This window comes from Gordonia neofelifaecis NRRL B-59395 (assembly GCF_000192435.1).
Taxonomy (GTDB): Bacteria; Actinomycetota; Actinomycetes; order Mycobacteriales; family Mycobacteriaceae; genus Gordonia; species Gordonia neofelifaecis.
In genome coordinates, this window is the sequence record NZ_AEUD01000011.1 from 35,550 (window position 1) to 56,231 (window position 20,682).

General features: G+C 68.7%; 17 protein-coding genes and 3 pseudogenes. 12 read left to right on the forward strand and 8 right to left on the reverse strand.

Annotation, left to right across the window (positions count from 1 at the left end; genetic code table 11):
- The first annotated feature begins 36 nt into the window (after positions 1-36).
- Both SCNU_RS12895 and SCNU_RS12900 read left to right on the forward strand, forming a co-directional pair.
- Positions 37-831 (forward strand): LLM class F420-dependent oxidoreductase, encoded by a 795-nt coding sequence (locus SCNU_RS12895; protein WP_009679821.1) that lies wholly within the window; start codon positions 37-39, stop codon positions 829-831.
- A gap of 71 nt (positions 832-902) precedes the next feature.
- Complete coding sequence (locus SCNU_RS12900) at positions 903-2,537, forward strand: hypothetical protein (protein ID WP_009679822.1); 1,635 nt, start codon at positions 903-905, stop codon at positions 2,535-2,537.
- Between the two features lie 15 nt (positions 2,538-2,552).
- Here the strand turns inward: SCNU_RS12900 and SCNU_RS12905 are convergent, their stop codons facing one another.
- Positions 2,553-3,977 (reverse strand): phytoene desaturase family protein, encoded by a 1,425-nt coding sequence (locus SCNU_RS12905; protein ID WP_009679823.1) that lies wholly within the window; start codon positions 3,975-3,977, stop codon positions 2,553-2,555.
- 53 nt (positions 3,978-4,030) lie between these two features.
- Here SCNU_RS12905 and SCNU_RS12910 point away from each other — a divergent pair, with 53 nt between their 5' ends.
- The 4 genes and pseudogenes from SCNU_RS12910 to SCNU_RS12925 all read left to right on the forward strand — a co-directional run bounded on the left by SCNU_RS12910 (position 4,031) and on the right by SCNU_RS12925 (position 8,567).
- On the forward strand, positions 4,031-6,070 hold the full coding sequence (locus SCNU_RS12910; protein ID WP_009679824.1) for a TPM domain-containing protein: 2,040 nt from the start codon (positions 4,031-4,033) through the stop codon (positions 6,068-6,070).
- A gap of 136 nt (positions 6,071-6,206) precedes the next feature.
- On the forward strand, positions 6,207-6,647 hold the full coding sequence (locus SCNU_RS12915) for a MarR family winged helix-turn-helix transcriptional regulator (RefSeq protein ID WP_009679825.1): 441 nt from the start codon (positions 6,207-6,209) through the stop codon (positions 6,645-6,647).
- A complete protein-coding gene (locus SCNU_RS12920) occupies positions 6,644-7,882 on the forward strand; it encodes an MFS transporter (RefSeq protein ID WP_009679826.1) in 1,239 nt (412 codons plus the stop codon). Before SCNU_RS12915 ends, SCNU_RS12920 begins: the two co-directional genes overlap by 4 nt.
- A 33-nt stretch (positions 7,883-7,915) precedes the next feature.
- Positions 7,916-8,567: pseudogene (locus SCNU_RS12925) on the forward strand (SDR family oxidoreductase).
- Positions 8,568-8,578: 11 nt separating this feature from the next.
- On the opposite strand, the gene SCNU_RS12930 reads toward SCNU_RS12925, so the two are convergent.
- Positions 8,579-8,974 carry a nuclear transport factor 2 family protein gene (locus tag SCNU_RS12930; RefSeq protein WP_009679829.1) on the reverse strand — a complete coding sequence of 132 codons (396 nt, stop codon included), beginning with the start codon at positions 8,972-8,974 and terminating at the stop codon, positions 8,579-8,581.
- Positions 8,975-9,097: 123 nt separating this feature from the next.
- On the opposite strand from SCNU_RS12930, the gene SCNU_RS12935 reads away from it, so the two are divergent.
- The gene (locus SCNU_RS12935) at positions 9,098-9,433 is read left to right on the forward strand and encodes a YnfA family protein (protein ID WP_009679830.1); all 336 of its coding nucleotides are present in this window, start codon (positions 9,098-9,100) and stop codon (positions 9,431-9,433) included.
- A gap of 64 nt (positions 9,434-9,497) precedes the next feature.
- Here SCNU_RS12935 and SCNU_RS12940 read toward each other — a convergent pair whose 3' ends face one another.
- On the reverse strand, positions 9,498-10,688 hold the full coding sequence (locus tag SCNU_RS12940; protein ID WP_009679831.1) for an acyl-CoA dehydrogenase family protein: 1,191 nt from the start codon (positions 10,686-10,688) through the stop codon (positions 9,498-9,500).
- A 102-nt stretch (positions 10,689-10,790) separates the two neighbouring features.
- On the opposite strand from SCNU_RS12940, the gene SCNU_RS12945 reads away from it, so the two are divergent.
- Complete coding sequence (locus SCNU_RS12945) at positions 10,791-11,852, forward strand: DUF2804 family protein (RefSeq protein ID WP_009679832.1); 1,062 nt, start codon at positions 10,791-10,793, stop codon at positions 11,850-11,852.
- A gap of 102 nt (positions 11,853-11,954) precedes the next feature.
- Here SCNU_RS12945 and leuS read toward each other — a convergent pair.
- Positions 11,955-14,174, reverse strand: a pseudogene (leuS, locus tag SCNU_RS12950) (leucine--tRNA ligase); the annotation flags it as partial.
- Between the two features lie 113 nt (positions 14,175-14,287).
- Positions 14,288-14,845: pseudogene (locus SCNU_RS20870) on the reverse strand (class I tRNA ligase family protein); the annotation flags it as partial.
- A gap of 120 nt (positions 14,846-14,965) precedes the next feature.
- Between SCNU_RS20870 and SCNU_RS12960 the strand changes: the two are divergent.
- Genes SCNU_RS12960 through SCNU_RS12970 form a run of 3 tightly spaced genes read left to right on the forward strand, consistent with a single transcriptional unit; the run spans position 14,966 to position 16,971 of the window.
- On the forward strand, positions 14,966-15,490 hold the full coding sequence (locus tag SCNU_RS12960; RefSeq protein WP_009679833.1) for an SdpI family protein: 525 nt from the start codon (positions 14,966-14,968) through the stop codon (positions 15,488-15,490).
- Positions 15,491-15,496: 6 nt separating this feature from the next.
- Positions 15,497-16,486: a bile acid:sodium symporter family protein gene (locus SCNU_RS12965; protein ID WP_009679834.1), complete on the forward strand. Its 990-nt coding sequence runs from the start codon at positions 15,497-15,499 to the stop codon at positions 16,484-16,486.
- Between the two features lie 47 nt (positions 16,487-16,533).
- Positions 16,534-16,971 carry a hypothetical protein gene (locus SCNU_RS12970; RefSeq protein ID WP_009679835.1) on the forward strand — a complete coding sequence of 146 codons (438 nt, stop codon included), beginning with the start codon at positions 16,534-16,536 and terminating at the stop codon, positions 16,969-16,971.
- On the opposite strand, the gene SCNU_RS12975 is transcribed toward SCNU_RS12970, so the two are convergent.
- Entirely contained in the window at positions 16,914-18,212 is a 1,299-nt protein-coding gene (locus SCNU_RS12975) for an MFS transporter (protein WP_009679836.1), read from the reverse strand. The two genes, SCNU_RS12970 and SCNU_RS12975, sit on opposite strands and share 58 nt — an antisense overlap.
- A gap of 70 nt (positions 18,213-18,282) precedes the next feature.
- Here SCNU_RS12975 and SCNU_RS12980 point away from each other — a divergent pair, with 70 nt between their 5' ends.
- A complete protein-coding gene (locus SCNU_RS12980) occupies positions 18,283-18,873 on the forward strand; it encodes a YqgE/AlgH family protein (protein WP_009679837.1) in 591 nt (196 codons plus the stop codon).
- A 21-nt stretch (positions 18,874-18,894) separates the two neighbouring features.
- Here the strand turns inward: SCNU_RS12980 and SCNU_RS12985 are convergent, their stop codons facing one another.
- Both SCNU_RS12985 and SCNU_RS12990 read right to left on the reverse strand, forming a co-directional pair.
- Positions 18,895-19,524 carry a DedA family protein gene (locus SCNU_RS12985; protein ID WP_009679838.1) on the reverse strand — a complete coding sequence of 210 codons (630 nt, stop codon included), beginning with the start codon at positions 19,522-19,524 and terminating at the stop codon, positions 18,895-18,897.
- Positions 19,525-19,584: 60 nt separating this feature from the next.
- Complete coding sequence (locus SCNU_RS12990; RefSeq protein WP_009679839.1) at positions 19,585-20,676, reverse strand: aminotransferase class V-fold PLP-dependent enzyme; 1,092 nt, start codon at positions 20,674-20,676, stop codon at positions 19,585-19,587.
- Between the last annotated feature and the right edge of the window lie 6 nt (positions 20,677-20,682).

The window sequence follows — 20,682 nt, forward strand, 5'->3', positions numbered from 1 at the left end:
CCGGCGTGTGCGGCGGGTCCACGGCACACTGGACCCATGACCGCTCCCATTCGCATCGGTGTCCAGTTGCAGCCGCAGCACTCCCCTGACTACTCCCTCATCCGTGACGCGGTGGTCCGCGCCGAGGACTCCGGCGTCGACATCGTCTTCAACTGGGATCATTTCTTCCCGCTGTACGGCGACGCGGAAGGCGCCCACTTCGAGTGCTGGACGATGCTCGGCGCCTGGGCGGAACAGACCTCTCGCGTGGAGCTCGGGGCGCTGGTCACCTGTAACAGCTACCGGAATCCGGAGCTGCTGGCCGATATGGCGCGCACGGTCGACCACATCAGCGGCGGTCGGCTGATCCTGGGCATCGGCAGCGGTTGGTTCCAGCGCGACTACACCGAGTACGGCTACGACTTCGGCACCAAGGGCAGCCGCCTCGACGACCTCGGTGCGTCGCTCCCCCGCATCTCGCAGCGACTGTCGAAGCTGAATCCGCAACCGACACGGGACATTCCGATCCTGATCGGCGGCAGCGGCGAGAAGAAGACGCTTCGCCACATCGCCGCGCACGGGGACATCTGGCATGCCTTCGTCGACGTGGAGTCCTACCGCCACAAGTCGTCGGTGCTGGCCGCACACTGCGCCGACGTCGGCCGCGATCCCGCGGAGATCGAGCGGTCCGCCGAGGTCCGGTACGACGGCGACGTCGACGCGATGCTGCGATTCGCCGACGACATCACCGCCGAGGGCGTCACGCTGCTGACCGTCGCGACGGGCGGCCCCGACTACGACCTGACGGCGGTCGAGGCACTGGTGCGCTGGCGCGACGCCCGCGCGGGCTGACCCACCGGACAAGCACACCGGATCGGCGGTCCGACCGTGCGGCCTCGCGCCGCGCGATAGTCTGGCGAACCATGACGCGATCCCTGCCCCGACGACGACTCGGCCTGCGAGCGGCGGCGGTCGGCATCGCCGCGATCGCGATCCTCGGACTGCTCGGTGCGCCGCGCGCCGACGCCGCACCCGCATCGTGCGTTCCGTTCGGCACCGCGCAGATCCCGCCCGGGGTGCCGTCGACGGGTGATCGGACCGGACTCGACAGATTCGCGACCTATACCGGAGCCCAGGCCCCGGCCCGCGTCGACCTGCGCACCGAGAAGACCCAGTACAACCGGTTCTGGGAGTTCGCGCTCACCGACTCCGGCACCCTGCTGACCCGCGCGCTCAAAACCGGCACCTGGCACGTCGTCCCGCTGCCGTCGTGCCTGCGCGGGCGACTCGTCGGCATCTCGCTCGACGACGACGAACTGGTCGGCGTCGACCGCGCCGGGTGGATCTACACGATGGACAACGTCACGCAGTCGCCGCTGCTGTGGAACTGGACGTCGGCGTGGGGCGCGATGCTCTGGACCGGCCCGGGCCGGACGCTTCCCGACGATCGTCGCGGCGGCTGGGCCCTGTCCGTCACCTCACCGTGGGACAACCGTGCCTACCTCGACATCGCGGGTCGTGTGCACCCCTCCGGTCAGGCCAAGATGACCATGATCCCGGCACTCACCGGTGACGGCAGCCGCATCACCTACGCCGATCCATGGCTGCCGAACGACGACAGCTACGAGATCGGCAGTCCCCTCGGCGGCCGCTTCCGGTCGGTGTCCCTCTCCGCCGCCGGATCCACCACCTTCGTGATCAACCGATATGGCGACATGTTCACGCGCACTTTCGATTTCGACTCGTCGGGCGCGGACTCGGTGTTCTTCCGCTACAGCTGGGATCCGCAGACCGGCAAGCCCAGCGCCACCAACCTGACGCAGGAGACCTTCGACCGCTCGACCGCCGCGGTGCAGCTGCCCGCGGCCGACTGGACGCGGCAGCCGAAGATCCCCGGCGAGATCTCCTCCACGATCACCGTCGCCTCCACCGGCCCGGGCCCGGAGAAGCGCGAGCTCCGTGTCGAGGGCCGACGTGATGGGCGAATAGGCTTCTGGCACAAGGGTCTTCATGCGAAGACCTGGAACTTCACGGCCACTGGCAGCCCGCTGCAGGGCCGGATGCTGGCGAACTCCGCCGCCGACCGCTCGTCGGAGACCCTGGCCGCCCCGAAACCGTGGAATCTGTCGACGACGCTCCCCTCCCGCACCGCGGCGGTCGACGGTCAGACCCTCATCGACATCGGGTTGCCGTACAGCGTCATCGACCCGCGGATGCTCGACGAGGTCGGACTGACCGCCGCGCCGTCCAGGTACCGCCTGTCGGTCGACGCCTTCGACCCGGCCGTGACCTCACGGCAGGCGACGGTGACCACGCCCAGCGGGCGACGGATCGCTATCGTCCTGCACACCGCGGACGGCATGCGGATGACGCCGAGCCGTCCCGGCCTGACCGATACTCCGCGCCATCTGGTCGGCGCGATCGAGATTCCGCACGACGCCTACCGCGACCGCGCCCACGACCCCGAACTGCGCCGGTTCGTCGACACCTGGATGCGCGGCAAGTCCATCGCACCGATCACCTTGAGCGCCACGACCACCGATCTCGTGGTGCGCTGAACACCGACCCGCCGCTCAGCGACGTCGGGCATCGGCGCGCTCGAGCGCCGTCTTCGCCGCCCGATAGCCCGACATCCCGTGGACCCCTCCTCCGGGAGCCGCGGCGGACGAGCACAGGTAGACGCCCGGCACCGGCGTCTCATGCGGCCGGAGCGACGGGACCGGACGGGCGAGCAGCTGCCGGAGGCTGGCCGCGCCGCAGTTGATGTCGCCGCCGACGCAATTCGGGTTGTACCGTGCGTGAGCGGCCGCTGTCATCACCGTCCTCTCGGCGATCAGATCGCTGAATCCTGGTGCGCACCTTTCGATCTCGGCAACGATGAGGTCGGAGACGTCGGCCTCGCACCCCGCCGGGACATGGCAGTACGCCCACGCCAGATGAGTGCCCGCCGGAGCTCGCGACCGGTCGACGCGCGTCGGCTCCCCGCCGAGAACCCACGGCCGTTCCGGCAGCCTTCCCGCCGCGACCGCATCCTCGGTGGCGCGGATCTGCGCGCGGTCGCGAGCGATGTGAAAGGTCGCGGTGGCACCGAGCGCCGCCGCACCTCGACCGGTCCACGGAATCGGTTCGCGCAGAAGGAAATCCACTTTGCACACGCCGCCGCCGTAGGTGAATCCGTCGAGACGGCGTCGATACCGCGACGGCAGCCGGTCCCCCATGATCGCTGTCAGCGCCCGCGGCGAGACGTCGAAGAAGTACTGCCGCGCAGCGGGGAGCTCGTCGAAATCCGTTATGTACGAACCTGTCTCGATCGCCCCGCCGTTCTCGCGGACGATCGCCGCCAGGGCGTCGGCGATCGACTGGGAGCCCCCGGCGGCAACCGGCCACCCCGGTGCGGCCAGCAGTCCGAGAAGCAGCCCCGGAGCCGTCGAGGCCGCAGACCTCGTCGGCCGCCCCGCATGGGCGGCGACGGCGGCGAACGTCGTCCGGACCCGCTCGTCCCGGAACGCCGAACGCGTGAACGCATCGAGCGGTGCCAGTGCCAGCGGCCCGAAACCCGCCATCGACAGGGGCCGTCGCGGCAGGCCCGGCATCCCGAGCACGTCGTGCGCCACCTCGACGTCCCATCCGACGGTCCGCCGCCACGCCGCGGCGTCGCCACCCAACTCCCCTTCCAGTGCCGCCGGATCCCGGTAGACACCGAGCCCGTCGGCCGCCGAGAAGGCGTGCGCGAACGACACGTCGGGCACGCACCATTCGACCCGTTCCGACACGCCCAGTTCCGCGAAAGCCGGCGACGAGAACCCGGTCGGGTGCACCGCGGCGCAGACATCGCGCCGAATGCCGGTTCCGAACGCTTCGTCGGTTCGCGTTCCGCCGCCGATCGTGTCGGCCGATTCGACTACCAGCACCGATCGCCCGGCCCGTGCGAGAACCGCCGCGGCGGTCAATCCGTTCGGCCCAGCGCCGACGACGATCGCATCCCATTCGTTACCCACCGCACCCCCTTCGCCGAGCCGGAACCGTCCGACTCACAAGCTAGATTGAGTCCATGATCTTCGCGAGCATTCAGCGTCTGACCCGGGTCCGTCTACTCATGGTCACGCTGTCGGCACTCGCGATGGTCGCCGCGTCCCTCGTCGCCGGGACGGGCTCGACGCGCGCCCAGGCGCCGCTCCGGATGGCCGATCAGATCGTCGACACCGCGGGCGTCTTCTCGTCTACAGATCACGACGAGATCGCCGACGCGATCGACCGGCTCTACAACGACCGCCGAATCCAGATGTGGGTGGTGTACGTCGACTCCTTCGACGGTCTGACGGCCGCCGACTGGGCACGACAGACCGAGTCGCTCAGCGAGTTCGGCGATCGCGACGTCCTACTCGCGGTTGCGACCAGGGACAAGAGCTATCGGCTGACGACACCCGAGGCCATCGATGAGCTGACCCAGGACGAGATCAACGCGATCGCGACCGACACCCTGGTACCCGACCTGAAGCGATCGGCGTGGGCCGCATCCGCACTCGACACCGTCACCGCCGTCGACGATGCCTCGGCGACCGACGATTCGCACACCGCGGCGATCATCATGGGCGTGATCGTCGTCCTCCTGGTGCTCGGCGGCGGCGCGTTTGCGTTCCTGCGACGACGCCGCCGGACCGAGCAGGCCGAGGCGGTCGACGATCTGCGGGAATCGAGCGACTCACTGACCGTCGACCAGCTGTCCGAGCAGCCCCTCGACGTGCTGCACGCGTGGTCCCGCGAGGTCCTCACGGACACCGATAACGCGGTCAAGACCAGCGCAGATGAGTTGCAGCTGGCCATCGACGAGTTCGGCGACGCCGATGCGGCGCCGTTCACCGCCGCGCTGGCCGCCGCGCAGCGCGTGCTCGCGTCGTCGTTCGCGCTCCGTCAGCGACTGGACGACAAGGTGGCCGAGACCCCGGACGAGCAGCGATCCATGCTGGTCCAGATCATCACCGCGTGCTCCGACGCGGATGCATTGCTCGATGAGCAGGTCGAGAAGTTCGACGCCATGCGAAATCTCCTGATCAACGCCGAGGACCGCCTCGACGAGCTCACCCGCCGGCGGGTGGAGATCTCCGCGCGAGTGCCGCAGACAGAGGCGACCCTGACGGAGCTGACCGACCGACACGGTGGTGCGGTGATCGCCTCGATCAGCGGAAACGTCGAACTCGCCCGGCAGCAGTTGCAGTTCGCCGAGGACAGCACCGACCAGGGTCGCGAGGCCGTGGCCCTGCCGGCCGGCCGACAGGGACCCGTGGTCGCGGACATCCGCTCGGCCGAGGGCGCCCTGGAGACCGCCGCCAAGCTCCTGGACGCGATCGACTCGGCCGACGACACCATCGGTCGCGCACGCGACGGGCTCGCGCCGCTGATCGCCGACGTGACCGCAGCCGTCGCGGAGGCGCAGCAGCTCCCCGACGCCCCCGCAGATCTGGTCGCCGCCGTCGAGAAGGCCCGCGTCGCCCTCGCCACCGCGGAGTCCGAGGCGGAGACCGACCCGCTGGGCTCGTTCGCCGGACTCTCCGACGCCGACGCCGACCTCGCGGAGAAGCTGGGCGCGGCGCACGACGCCGCGGACAAGGTCGCCCGCACCACCCAGCTGGTCACCAACGCACTCGAGACCGCCGAGGCGAAGACCCAGGCGGCCGCGGACTTCATCGAGACGCGGCGCGGCGCGATCGGTTCGGTCGCCCGCACCCGGCTCTCACGCGCCCAGCAGCTCGGATCGGAGGCCGTCGGCCTGGCCGACGCCGACCCGGAGGCGGCCCTCGAGAAGGCACGCCGAGCGTCGCGGAGCGCCGACGAAGCGCTGATGGCGGCGCAGAACGACGTCGTCGCGTGGACCGAGCAGCAACGCGGCGAGGACGCCGCGCGGCCGGCGACCGGCTTCGACACCGGAGCCGTGCTCACCGGAATCCTGGTCGACAGCGTCCTGCGCGGCTCTTCCCGCGGCGGTTCCTGGGAACGCGCGGGGATGGGCGGATACAGTGCCGGCGGCCGCAGCCCCGGTTCGTACGGCGGGTCGTCGAGCTCAGGTCGGATCGGCACCGGCGGACGCTTCTAGATCACCGATGTCGGCCTTCTCTCAGGGTCCTCTCATGTGATGATTGTCATTTTCTGACTGGAACACCCAGGTCAGAGGGTTGATGGTCGGATACCGCCCTTTTACTTAGCCTTACGAAGTATTAGCCTTACGAATTGTGATCGACAACGACTCTCCCGACCTGGCCTCAGGACTGCGCCACACCGTGACGCGCCTGTACCTCACGTTGCGGCGCAACTCGCCGATCAATGAGCTCAGCGCTGCGCAGGCGTCCGGACTCGCCGCACTCGTCGACTACGGCCCCATGCGAATGGGCGAGTTCGCCGACCGCGAGTCCATCCGGATGCCGACGGCCACCGCCCTCATCGACGGCCTGCTTCGCGACGGGTACGTCACCCGCGACCCCGATCCCGACGACCGCCGCGCCGTCCTCGTCGCCCCCACCGACAACGGTGTCGCCATCGTCTCCGACATCCGGACCAGTCGCGACGACAACGTCACCCGGGCCCTGGAGACCCTGTCCGACGACCACCGCGCAGCCCTGGCAGCCGCTCTGCCCGCCCTGCGTGAACTGCAAACCCGAATGGAGCTGTCATGAGCGCCGAAGAGCACTCCCTCACCGCGGCCTTCAAAGGCCAGCCACGCACCGTCTGGGTGACCGCGTTCGCCGCGGTCATCGCCTTCATGGGCATCGGCCTCGTCGATCCCATCCTGAACACCATCCGCGAGGCGCTCGGCGCGCCCGAGACCAAGTTGACGCTGCTCTTCGGCGTCTACATGGGCGTCCAGGTGGTGGCGATGCTGCTCACCGGCTGGGCCGCCTACCGATTCGGGCCCAAGCGCACGCTGACGACGGGCCTGGCGTGCATCGTCGTGGCTGCGGGCCTGTCGACCTTCGCGAGCAACATCGACCAGCTCATCGCCCTCCGCGTGATCTGGGGCCTCGGCAATGCGCTGTTCATCGCGACCGCGCTGGCCTTCATCGTCGGCCAGGCCACCGGCGGACAGCAGGGCGCGATCCTGCTGTACGAAGCCGCGCTCGGCGCAGGCCTGGCCGTCGGACCGCTGCTGGGCGCCGTTCTCGGCGAATGGACCTGGCGCGCACCGTTCGCGGGCACCGCGCTACTGATGCTCGCCGGCGCCGTGATGTGCGCGATCATGCTGCCGTCCGACGGGCCTCGTGAACAGCGCCAACCGGTCAAGCTGCTCGACCCGATCAGGGCCCTGAAGAACCGTACGCTGCTGATCAACTCGATCGGATCGGCCTTCTACACCGGCGCCCTGTTCACCGTCATCGCGTGGTCGCCGATCGCCATGGGCCTGCGCCCGATCTATGCGGGCATGGTGTTCTTCGGCTGGGGTCTGCTGACCGCGCTGTCCGGCGTGTTCATCGGGCCGCGCCTCGCATCGGCCATCGGTGCGCGAGGCGGCGTGCTGGCCGCCATCGGCGCCTACCTCGTCACCATGGTCATGGCCGCCGTCGGCGTCGCCGACCACCAGGTGTGGCTGATCGGTCTCGCGGTCGTCGTCTCGGGCATCCCGTCCGGTGTGCTGAACACCCTGTTCACCGGGGTCGCGATGTCCGCTGCGGACGCGTCGACACCGCGGTCGGTCGCCAGCGCGGGTTACAGCTTCCTCCGCTGGATGGGCGCCGCCGCCTCGGCCGTCATGGTCGCCTACCTCGCCGAGTGGTTCGGCATGGCCGCACCGTTCTGGTTCGCCGCGGGATACTGCGCGCTCGCCGTCGCCGCCCTGGTGATCGCCGGCGGCAGCAAGCCGGACGAGCACGCCGTGCCCGCCGACGCGGTCCTCGTGGGCGCAGAGGAGTTCTGACCCCGGCCGCTGAGATTCAATAGGATCGGCGGTATGCCTACCGCTTTGATCACCGGAGCCAGTCGTGGAGTCGGTGCGCAGGTCGCGAAAGCCCTCGCACCGACTCACGATCTCATTCTCGGGGGCCGTGGGTCCGCCGAACTCGACAGTCTGGCAATGGAATTCGACGGTGCGGTGACGCTCGCCGTCGACCTCACCGACTACGACGCCCTGGAGACCGCACTCGAGTCGATCGACACGCTCGACGTACTGGTCCACAGCGCGGGCGTCTCCAGCAGCCTCGAGGCCGTCGCCGACACGCCGGTCGAGGAGTGGCGGCAGGTGATGGACGTCAACGTGATCGCCGCCGCCGAGACCACCCGGCTCCTGCTGCCGGCGCTGCGCACCGCCGCGGGCCACGTCGTCTTCCTCAACTCGGGCGCCGGAATGAACGTGCGGGCGAACTGGACACCTTATGCCGCAAGCAAATTCGCGCTCCGAGCCCTCGCTGACGGACTGCGGTCGGAAGAGCCGCGACACCGACATGCAGCGCGACATCGTGGCCTTCGAAGGCGGCGAGTACGACCCCTCGAAGTACCTGCGCGCCGAGACGGTGGCCGCCGCGGTGGCCGCCGCCGTCACCGCACCCGCCGACTCGCATCCCACCGAGATCGTCCTACGACCCCGCGCATCACGCAGAGTGTAGGACCACACGACCTACAGCTGCTTGAGGTCCGACTGCTCCCAGACCGCGCGCATGCTGACGATCTTGCCCGCGTCGTCGAACACCATGATGTCGACCGGAGTGATCTCGAAGCTCATCCCCGCGGTGCCGGTGACCAGGGTGAATTCGAAGACGGCGGTGTCGCCGGCGATCTTGGTCCACTTCAGCGTCGCCTCGCGGCTGTCCAGACCGGTGATGATCCCGTAGAACTCGACCAGTTCCGCCCGCGTGCTGCGCACCGGTGCGCCGATCGGGTCCTCGACGGTCGCTCCGTCGGCGTACAGGTCCGCGATGTCCTCCGCCGACCCCGAGTTGAGGCCGTCGATATAGGCCTGGACGGTCGCCGCGATCTTCTCGGACAGACCGATCTCCTGCTGCTCAGCAGTCATTTCTTCTCCCTGAATTGGAACACGTTCTAGTTGGCAGGGTAACAGGGGACCGGCCGCCTCGTCCGGCGTCCGGTGCGAATCGGCGGCTCGACGTATTCGACGCGGCTGGCAAGATCGGAAGCCATGACCGTCACCCGCTCGCTGATCCTGTTCGCGCTCGCCGCATTCGCCGAGATCGGCGGAGCCTGGCTCATCTGGCAGGGGATCCGCGAGCACCGCGGCTGGCTGTGGGTCGGTGCCGGGGTGGCGGCCCTCGGCGTCTACGGGTTCGTGGCGACGCTGCAGCCCGATGCAGAGTTCGGACGCATCCTCGCCGCGTACGGCGGGATCTTCATCGCCGGATCACTGCTGTGGGGGATGATCGCCGACGGCTACCGGCCCGACCGCTGGGACGTGATCGGAGCGCTGATCTGCCTGGTCGGCGTGGCGATCATCATGTACATGCCTCGCGCCGTCTGAGCGGTACAAAGCACAGGAGACCGGCACCCCTCAGGGCCGGTCTCCTGGCTACTGTCGCGCGAGACTACTTGAGCTCGGCGCTGCTCTTGCCCAGCACTCGGCGGGCGATGATCAGCTGCTGGATCTGCTGGGTGCCCTCGAAGATGTCCAGGATCTTCGAGTCACGCGCCCATTTCTCCAGCAGTTCCGTCTCGGAGAACGCGGCGGTGGAACCGATCTCGACGGCCTTGTTGGTGAGGTCGGTGACCATGCGTCCGGCCTTCGCCTTGGACATCGACGCCTCGGCGGAGTTGGGCTCGGAGTTGTCCGCCATCCAGGCCGCCCGGAGGGTCAGCATCCACGACGACTCCCAATCGGACTCGAGTCGGATGAACTCGGCGACCGACGCGTGCTGTGCGGCGGCGGGACGGTCGTAGTCGATCTCGTGGCCGGCCTCCTCGAGCATGCGACGCAGCTCTTCCAGCGCCGCCCGGCCGAGACCGACGGCCATCGCGGCGACGACTGGACGCGTGTTGTCGAAGGTCTGCATCACGCCACCGAAACCGGTCTTGACCTGGATCTCCGGCGTACCGAGAAGATTCTCCGACGGAACCCGGACGTCCTCGAACCGAACGACGGCGGTGTCGGAGGACTTGATGCCCAGCTTGTGCTCCAGGCGAGCGACGGTGACGCCGCCGGAGTTCATCGGCACCACGAAGCTCTTGATCGCGGCGCGGCCGATGGTCTTGTCCAGCGTCGCCCACACGACGACGTGGTCGGCGCGGCTGCCCGCGGTGACGAAGATCTTCTCACCGTTGATGACGTAGTCGTCGCCGTCCCGAACCGCGGTGGTCGAGACCGCCGCCGAGTCCGACCCGAAGCCCGGCTCGGTGATGGCCATCGCGGCCCAGACGTCACCGAATCGCTCGAGCTGGTCGTCGTTCGCGACCGCGGCGATCGCGGCATTTCCCAGGCCCTGGTAGGGGATGGAGAGCATCAGGCCGACGTCGCCCCAGCCCAGCTCACGGGCGTTGAGCACCGAGCGCATGTTCGCGCCGTTCACCGAGTCGTCGGCGGACTTCGCCGCCTTGTCGGCCGCCTTGTCGCCGCCGCGAGCCTGCTTGGCGATCTTGCCGAGCTCGTCGAGTTCGGTGGGGTACTCGTGCTCGGCCTTGTCGTACTTGCGCGAGATCGGCCGGAAGATGTGCTCGGCAGCAAGTCGGGCGCGCTCGACCGTGGAGTTCAGCTTCTCCGGGAGCTCAAGGTTGATTGCCATGCGCCCACCTTACTACTGAGTAAGTTAGTTGTCGACCCCCTGCGGAGCGCCCGCCGCGACCGGCGGTCCGACGGAGACGTCGCTGGACTATGGTCGAGATCGATGAACACCGTGGTCTTTCCTCCCGTCGCCACCGCTCCGCCGCAGTCGCTGGTGTCCTCCGGCAAGTACAACTTCGGCACCTATGACCAGGCGATCCCCGATATCAATCCGCTGGACGCCGCCGGAACCGGCCCGCTGGCGCCGCTCCGCAGGCAGGTGCGCAACTCCGGACTCAAGGAATGGGAGGCGTTTCAGCTCGGCGACGACGACCGCTTCGTCCTCGGCGCCGTCTACAACGCGAAGTCCGTCGGTCTGCTGCAGGTGCTGGTCGTCGACAAGAACGCCGCGACCATCGCCCGGTGGGAGACCAAGCTGCCGTCTGCCATGCTGCACGTGGCGCGCGGACTCGACGACACCGTCTCCGAGGGCGAGTTCGCCGGACTGAAGGTCGAGATCGGCAACAACCTGCCCGACGGCGTGCTGACCGTCGACGCCGTCCACCGCGGCACGGCGCTGAAGCCGGAGCTGGGGCTGCACATCACCGGCGACTGCGCGCCCGGCCGGGCCGGACACCTGGTGATCGTCCACCCGTTCAGCGAGAACAAGGCGCTGTACTCGCACAAGGCGATGATGCCCGCGTCGGGCTCACTGCTGATCGGCGGCGAGCACGTCGGCCTGGCGGACGATCGCGGCTACCTGATCCTGGACGACCACCACGGCGACTACCCCCGCCCGATGAAGTACGACTGGGTCACCGGCATCCGCCGCAACCAGACTGGCGTGGTGGAGGGCTTCAACCTCACGCACAATCAGACCCGGAATCCGGGTGTCTACAACGAGAACGCCCTCTGGATCGGCGACCAGGTGCATCGCCTGCCGCCCGTCACCGTCACCCGGCCCGACGGCCCGTGGGGCAAGTGGTTCATCCGCGACGCCGCGGGCATCGTGGACGTGACCTTCACCCCGACGGTCCGTTCGACGATGCACGTCGGGCCGCGCAAGATGCTCGCCGAGTACTACGCGCCGTACGGCTGGTACGAGGGCATGATCAACGCTCAGCACGCGACGCTGAACGTGGACGGCATGTTCGGCGTGGGGGAGCAGAAGCGCATCACCGTCTGACGGTTGGAGCGCCTCGCGGCCGCATCCGCGTGACAGACCAGAGCCCGCGTAGTCCAGGACTACGCGGGCTCCGTCGCACTACGCGAATGCGGGAGATCCTCCCTACGGGACGACGTTGACCATCTTGCCGGGGACGAAGATGACCTTGCGCGGCTCGCCGTCGAGGAGCCCGGCGATCTTCGGATCGGCCAGCGCGGCCGCGACGACGGTCGCCTCGTCGGCGTCGACGGCGACCGTGATGCGGCTGCGGGGCTTGCCCTTGACCGCCACCGGGATCTCGACGCTGTCCTCGACGAGCCAGCGCTCATCGACCTCCGGGAACGGCCCGCGCGCGAGCGAGCCGTCGTGACCGAGCCGGTTCCACAGCTCCTCGGCCAGGTGCGGGGCCAGGGGAGCGAGCATCAGCACCAGGTCCTCGACGGTCTCGCGCGGGGCTCCGCCGGGGTAGTTCTTGGTCAGGTAATTGGTCAGCTCGATCAGCTTGGCACCCGCGGTGTTGGTCCGCAGATTCGCGAAGTCGTCGCGCACACCCTCGATCGCCTTGTGCAGGGCCTTGTTCGCGTCGTCCGACGGTGCGTCGTCGGTGACCCGGACCGCGCCGGTCTCCTCGTCGACGACGAGTCGCCATACGCGCTGCAGGAAGCGCTGCGCGCCGACGACGTCCTTGGTGGCCCACGGGCGCGACTGGTCCAGCGGCCCCATCGACATCTCGTACACACGCAGGGTGTCGGCGCCGTAGTCGCGGCAGATGTCGTCCGGAGCGACGGAGTTCTTGAGCGACTTGCCCATCTTCCCGTATTCCTGGGTCACCTGCTCGTCGCCGTGGAAGAACGCGCCGTCGCGCTCGACGACCTCTTCGGCAGGCACGTACACGCCGCGCGAATCGGTGTAGGCGTACGCCTGGATCATGCCCTGGTTGAACAGGCGACGGTACGGCTCACTGCTGGTGACGTAGCCGAGGTCGAAGAGCACCTTGTGCCAGAAACGCGAGTACAGCAGGTGCAGCACGGCGTGCTCCACACCGCCGATGTACAGGTCCAGGCCGCCGGGGTCGTGCTCGCCGTGGATCGACGGCCGCGGACCCATCCAGTACGCCTCGTTCTCCTTGGCGCACAGGGTCTCTTCGTTGGTCGGATCGATGTAGCGGAGCTGGTACCAGGAACTGCCCGCCCACTGCGGCATCACGTTGGTGTCGCGCGTGTAGGTCTGCTTGCCGTTGCCCAGGTCGAGTTCGACGGTGACCCACTCGGTGGCCTTGGCCAGCGGGGGAGACGGCTCACTGTCGGCGTCATCCGGGTCGAACGAGACCGGCTGGTAGTCGGCCACCTCCGGCAGCTCGATCGGCAGCATCGACTCGGGCAGCGGGTGCGGCGCACCGTCGGCGTCGTAGACGATCGGGAAGGGTTCGCCCCAGTAACGCTGGCGGGCGAACAACCAGTCGCGCAGCTTGAACTGGACGGTGCCGGTACCGGTACCGTCGGCCTCCAGCCGCTCGATCATCGCCGCCTTGGCGTCCTCGACCGTCAGTCCATCGAGGAATCCGGAGTTCACCAGCGGACCGTCGCCGGTGTAGGCCTCCTCGACCACGCCCTGCTCGGAGCCGATGACCTCGAGCAACGGCAGCCCGAAGGCGGTGGCGAACTCGTGGTCGCGGGTGTCGTGCGCGGGGACGGCCATGATCGCACCGGTGCCGTATCCGATGAGCACGTAGTCGGCGATGAACACCGGGACCGGGCGGCCGTCGACCGGATTCGTGGCGAAGGCGCCGGTGAAGACACCGGTCTTCTCCTTGTTCTCCTGGCGTTCGAGGTCGCTCTTGGCGGCGATCGACGCGCGGTAGGCCGCGACGGCCTCGGCGGGCGAGGCACTCCCGCCGGTCCAGCGGTCGTCGGTGCCGTCGGGCCACTGCTCCGCGACGATCTCGTCGACCAGCTCATGCTCCGGCGCGAGGACCATGTAACTGGCACCGAAGAGGGTGTCGGGACGGGTGGTGAAGACCTCGATGACGGCGTCGGACCCGGCTGCCGGCACCGGGAATTGGACCTGGGCACCGCGCGAGCGGCCGATCCAGTTCCGCTGCATGGTCTTGACCTTCTCCGGCCAGTCGAGCAGCTCGAGGTCGTCGAGCAGGCGGTCCGAGTAGGCGGTGATCCGCATCATCCACTGACGGAGGTTCTTCCGGAACACCGGGAAGTTGCCGCGCTCGCTGCGTCCGTCGGCGGTGACCTCCTCGTTCGCCAGCACGGTACCCAGCCCGGGACACCAGTTGACCAGCGAATTGCTCAGGTAGACGAGACGATGCTCGTCGAGCACGTCACGACGGTGCTCTCGCGGACTGTGGTCCTGCCGTCGCTCCTCGGGTCGACGCATGGTCGCCTCTGGCCGCGTCGGGGCACGATGCGACCTGCCTTCCGGGTCCTCCAGCACGGGTCGCGGCCCTGCTCCGCATCGAACCAGGAGTTGTAGATCTGCAGGAAGATCCACTGCGTCCAGCGGTAGAAGTCGATGTCGGTGGTCGCCACTCGACGCCGCTCGTCGTGGCCCAGACCCAGTCGGCGGATCTGCTGCAGATACCGCTCGATGTTGGCCTCGGTGGTCGTGCGCGGGTGCGTGCCCGTCTGCACGGCGTACTGCTCGGCGGGCAGGCCGAACGAGTCGAAGCCCATGGTGTGCAGGACGTTCTTGCCGGTCATCCGCTGGAACCGCGCGAACACGTCGCTGGCGATGAACCCGAGCGGGTGCCCGACGTGAAGGCCCGCGCCGGACGGGTACGGGAACATGTCCTGGACGAACAGCTTGTCGACGGCGTCGGGGGAGTCGCCGGAGAACTCCGAGAAGTCCCCCGCCAGCGGACCGACCGGGTTCGGGGCGGCAAACGTCTGGTTCTGCGTCCAGAACTCCTGCCAGCGCGCCTCGAGCTCGCCGGCGGTCTGCGCGGTGTACCGATGGGCGGCGCTGTCGGCCGGACGATTCGTCGAATCAGCAGAAGTCACCCGACCAGCGTAAATCCTCGCCGCCCACCGCCCAAAAGCACCTCACCTCCCGTTGAGGTGCTGCGCACACCGGCATAAATCGGTTTAGGGCCCGCGTGCACGTCGTCGTACAGTGGCCTTGTGTCTATCGCGTCCACCGTCATCTCAGTTCTCGCACTGGTGCTCGCGGCCGGATGGCTGGGAGTAGGCGTCGCCGCCCTCACCGGTGCGCTGCGCCGCAACCGCTGGGTGGGCGTCCGGTCGCCCGAGACTCTCCGCACCGACGAGACGTTCGCCGTCGCCAACCGAGTGGCCGCACCCGGCTACCTCGGGGCCGGCGTGATCCTCGCCGTCACCGGCGGCCTGGGACTCGCGCTCGGCGACTGGGGCTTTCTGTCCGCGCTCTTCGGCATCGTGGTCGCCGTGCTGGTGATCTCCGCGGTCGGCGGGATGGCCATCCAGGCCGCGCAGAGCGTGCCAGTTCCCGAGGCGGCGGGCTGCGGTTGCTGCTCCGACTCCACCGACTCCACTGCCGGCGGATGCGCCGACACGTCCGCGACCTGCGACGAAGACCCCGCCGCCGACTGCGGCGAGTCGAGCTGCGGATCGTGCGCACTCAGCGGCATGTGCCTGTCGGAGGACAACCCGCACAACAACCCCGTCTAGGCCGCCGTGCGCAAACTCCTCGATCGCTCTCCGATCGACGGCTTCGTGCTGTCGATCCTGCTCGCCGTCGTCGTCGCCGCGGTGTTCCCCGCGAAGGGAACGTTCGCCGACGTCATGGACTGGGTCGTCACGATCCTCATCGGCCTGCTCTTCTTCCTCTACGGCGCTCGCCTGCACCCGCGTGAGGCGCTCGACGGCCTCACCCACTGGCGCCTGCATCTGACCATCCTGAGCTTCACCTTCGTGCTGTTCCCGATCATCGGCCTGATCCTGCAGCCGGTGCTCGCACCGATCATCGGCGATCAGCTCGCCCAGGGCATGCTCTATCTGACGCTCGTCCCGTCGACCGTCCAGTCGTCGATCGCGTTCACCTCGATCGCGCGGGGCAATGTGGCGGGCGCGATCGTCAGCGCCTCGGCGTCGAACCTCATCGGCGTCTTCCTGACTCCGCTGCTGGTGGTCCTGCTGATGAGTTCCGACGCGGGCGTGCACATCACCGCCTCGTCGGTCACGAAGATCGTGCTCGAGATCCTCGTGCCGTTCATCGTCGGCCAACTGTGCCGACCCCTCATCTCCGGTTTCATGAGCAAGTACGCGGCACCGACCAAGTATGTCGACCGCAGCTCGATCGTCGTCGTCGTGTACGTCGCGTTCAGCGAGGGCGTCGTCTCCGGCATGTGGTCGATCGTCAGCGTCTGGGACGTGGTGGTGGTCTGCGTCGTCTCGACGGTGTTCGTGATCGGCATGCTCGCACTCACCGGCTGGTTGCCGAAGCGGCTGGGCTTCAGCCGCGAGGACACCGTCGCCATCCAATTCTGCGGCACCAAGAAGTCCCTGGCCACCGGCCTTCCGCTCGCCTCGGTGATGTTCGCGGGCAGCGCCGTCGGGTTCATCGTGCTGCCGCTGATGATCTTCCATCAGATCCAGTTGATCCTGTGCTCGATGCTGGCGAGCCGGTACGAGAAGCAGGCTCTGGCCGCCACCGAACCCGCCTGACCGGCGTGTCCGGGAACCGCCGGGCCGCCCTCGCGCGTCCAACCAGTATGGACACCGTCATCGAGTACTTCTTCGGCACCGGCGACGGAACGATGTCCCAGTGGCGGAGCACCGCCGATCTCGACCTGGACGGCGACGGAGTTCCCGAATCGGTGGCGCTGGACTTCGACGGTGACGGACTGATCGACGATGCGATGACCGACACCGACCACGACGGCGTCGCCGACCTCGTCGCACTCGACCTCGACGACGACGGCGTGCCGGAATCGCGTTACACCGACTCCGGACGCGGTCTGTGGGACACGGCATCCGCCCCGGATACCCCAGCGGTGCCGCCCACTCCGCGCGAGGTCGCTCTCGACTCCGACGACGACGGAACCCCCGACACGGTGCTCATCGACGCGGACGGCGACGGTTTCGCCGACTCCTACCGGGAGATCGGCTCCGGCAGCAGGACCGGCTCGGCGGAGCCCTCCACCCGCTGACCCGAGCGCCAGACGCCCGCCGCGGCGACCACGTACAACGCTGATCCGGCCACGATCAGCGGGACGCTGAAGCCGGTCGTCGGGATCACCAGCGCCGCGACGAAGATCGCCGCGACGAAGGCGGTGTTGAACAACGCATCCTGCACCGCGAACACCTGCCCGCGGTACGAGTCGTCGATGTCGCACTGCATCGCGACGTCGCCGCAGAGTTTGATGGTCTGCCCCGCGAGCCCTATCAACAGGGCGGCCACCAGCACCGGAACCGGACGGACGGACAGGAGCATCAGCTCGGCTATCGCACCGATCACCAGCGACGTCGCGACGGTGCCCCGGCGCCCGAGCCGATGCACCGAGACCGGAGTCGTTCCGGCGGCCAGCAATGCGCCGATCGCCACGGCGCCGCCGATGATGGAGATGGCCCGCACGTCGGCCCCGAGCGCGTCACCCAGCTCGGTGTTCCGGACCAGCATGAGGAACATCAGGGTGTTGAAGCCGAAGACGATGCGGTGGCTGCCGATCGCGCCCAGGACGATCGCGACGCTCGGTGTCCGGGCGACGGCGCGAAGACCGTGCGAGAGTCCGCGCGCCACCGAATACACGACTGTGTGCCCGACGCCGTCGGGCCGGTCGGGGCCGAGCTGTCGGGTGGCGAAGCGCGAGGCCATCAGCGCCGAGCAGACGGCGAACACCGCACCCGCCAGCAGGGTGGCGCCCGACCCGCCGTTGTCGGCGCCGAAGATCATCCGGAGGACACCGGACACCCCGGCTCCGGCCGCGAGCATGCCCGCCCCGATCGTCGTGAACACAGCGTTCATCTCCACGATCAAGGCAGGCGGCGCGACGTGCGGCAGACTCGCCGACAGTCCCGACGCGACCAATCGGCTGCAGCCGGTGACCAGCAGGGCGGAGAGCAGAACCACCGGCTCCGGGGTGCTCGTGCTCATGGTGATCGCCACCAGGACGACGGCCGCCGCCCGCAGCAGATTCACCCAGAGCAGGACGCGCCGCCGATCCCAGTGGTCGAGCAGGGCGCCGGCGAACGGACCGAGCAGCGAATAGGGGAGCAGCAGCACCGCGAACCCGCCGGCGATCGCCATCGGATCGGTGTGCCGGTCGGGATTGAAGAGGATCGAGAAGGCCAGCGCCGCTTGGAATGCGCCGTCACTGAGCTGGCTCAGCAACCGAACGCCCAGCAGCCGGAACAGCCCGGGGGCGTGCGTCACCGACTGCAAACTCTTCACCAGTCGAGTTTACGGCTCATTGTGAGTCGGGGTGAGGGCGTCGACGGGTGGTGAGTGTCATGATTGAGGGGTGTCCGGCGCCGACTATCTGACCAACCAGCCCGAGGTGAGTGCGGGAAGCCTGTTGATCGCGTCCACCGCTCTCACGGGACCGACCTTCGCGCGCACGGTGATCTACGTGATCGAGCACGATCCGCAGGGCACTCTCGGCGTCGTGCTGAACCGGATGTCGGACGCCGCCGTCTACAACGTGCTCCCCGCCTGGACCGAACTGGCGGCCAGTCCGCGCGCCGTCTTCGTCGGCGGGCCGGTGGCGACCTCCTCGGCGCTGTGCCTCGGCGTCGCGAAGACCGGGGTGGACGTCGCCAAGCAACCCCAGCTGCACCAGGTTCTGGGTCCGGTCGCGATGGTCGATCTGGACGCCGATCCCGACGAGCTCGCGCAGGTGCTCACCGGCGTGCGGATCTTCGCCGGATACGCGGGCTGGGACGCGGGCCAACTCGACGAGGAGCTCGCCGAGGGCAGCTGGATCGTCGCGCAGGGACTGCCGACCGATCTGCTCTCCGAGCCGGCCGTCGACGTGTGGCAGCGCGTGTTGGCTCGCCAGCCGTGGCCGCTGCCGCTGCTGTCGACCTATCCGCGCCATCCCGAGGAGAACTGACCCCCGCGAGCAGGAGCGGTCTCAGTCCGTGCCGTGCTTCGCCGCCCGCCGAGCCCGTACTCTCCGGAAGACCAAGAACCCGAACGACGCCAGACCGACGCTCACCGCCACGATCAGCGCCACCTCCGCGCCGAGCGTCGCGCCGACGCCGTAGGAGACGAGGAGGACGGTCGCCGTCCAGGTGACACCGCCGATCGCCGCGGCGATCGCGAAGCGGTGGAACTGCATCCGCCTCGTACCCGCCAGCAGCGGCGTCACGCTGCGGACATACCCGACCCAGCGTGCGGACGCGATCGCCAGGATCGCGTCGCCCGCCTTCGGGGACTGGTATCCCGACCGGATCGCGCGCCGCACCATCGCCCGGCCCATGCGCGACCGCGCCAGCCGCGGACCGGTGAGGACGCCGACCCCGTAACCGGTCGCGTCGCCTGCGATCGCGGCGACCGCGCACGCGGCCACCAGGATGCCGATGTTCGGCTTGCCGATGGCGGCCACCACGCCCGCCGCGATGAGGACCGCCTCACTGGGCGCGACGAGTCCGACGATCGCGATGGCCGTCTCGAAGTAGACGACGCCCGTCGCAATCAGATAGACCGCCCACGCCGGGGCCGAGTCGACCAGGTCGGTCAGCCGGTCTGTCAACGAGTGCATGTCCGTCTTTTCAGCGATACGACCGGCCGCGTGCCGGTCGGCTCAGGTGCTCGAGTTCGCTCAGTACCCCATCGTGCGGATGGCGTTCGCGAGCTGGTCGAGCTGCTCCGGACGAACGTCCAGGTGCGGGCTCACCCGCAGCATCGAGTCCTCGCCCGCCAGCGGCGCACGCCACGAGTCGGCGGCCGTGACGAGCAGACCCGTCTCGCGCAGCCGATCACGGGCGGCCTGGACGTCGGCGGGGCGCCATCCGGGCGGCGGAGCCAGGGTGATCAGCGCGGACGGCTCGTCGATCGGCTCCAGGACCTCCCAGCTGCCGATGCCGTGCAGTCGTTCCCGGGTGGTGCGGCCGATCGCGGCCAGTTCGCTGTACACCCGCTGCTGCCCGAAGCCGTGGAATTCCGCGACCGCCGTCGACAGCGCGAGCTGGCCGGCGATGAACGACTCCGACTGGAGCAGCTGTACATCGATCAGCGAATCGGCGCGGATTGCGATGAAGCCGACGCCGCGGGGGCCCGTCAGCCACTTGCGCGAGGTGCCGTAGACGACGTCCGCGCCGGTCACGGTCGGGACATGCCCGACCGACTGCGCCATGTCGACGACCACCGGCACGCCCGCGTTGTGCGCGACCTCGACGATCTGCGCCACCGGCTGCACCAGACCGCTCGCGGAACCGATGTGACAGATGTGAATGAAGTCCGGCTGGTCGAACTGCAGCATGTTCTCCAGCGAGTCGACGTCGACGTGCCCGTAGACATCGCCCTCCGGCATCGTCCGCACGGCGAAGTCGCGCCGCTCGAATTCGAGGAGGTTCGGGCCGAACTCGTTCTTGGCGACCCAGACCGTCGGCGACAGCGGCAGCGTCATGGTGTTGAGGAGCGCACGGAGGGTCGAGCGAGCGCTGTCACGAAAGACGAGCTCCTCGGGCCGGTGTCCGATCAGGGCGCCGAGCGCGCGACGACCGGCGTCGAGTTCGGCTGCCTGCTCGTCAGCCGCGATGTACGAGCCGTTGCGAGCCTCCCGGATCAGGTGGTCGTGCAAGGTCGCGATGACCGCGTTCGAAGAACGCCCGGCCGAGGCGGCGTCGAGGTGACCGATCGACGGTTCCACTCTCGCTGCATGCCACTGTTCACCGAGTTCGCTGCAGTACATGCCTCG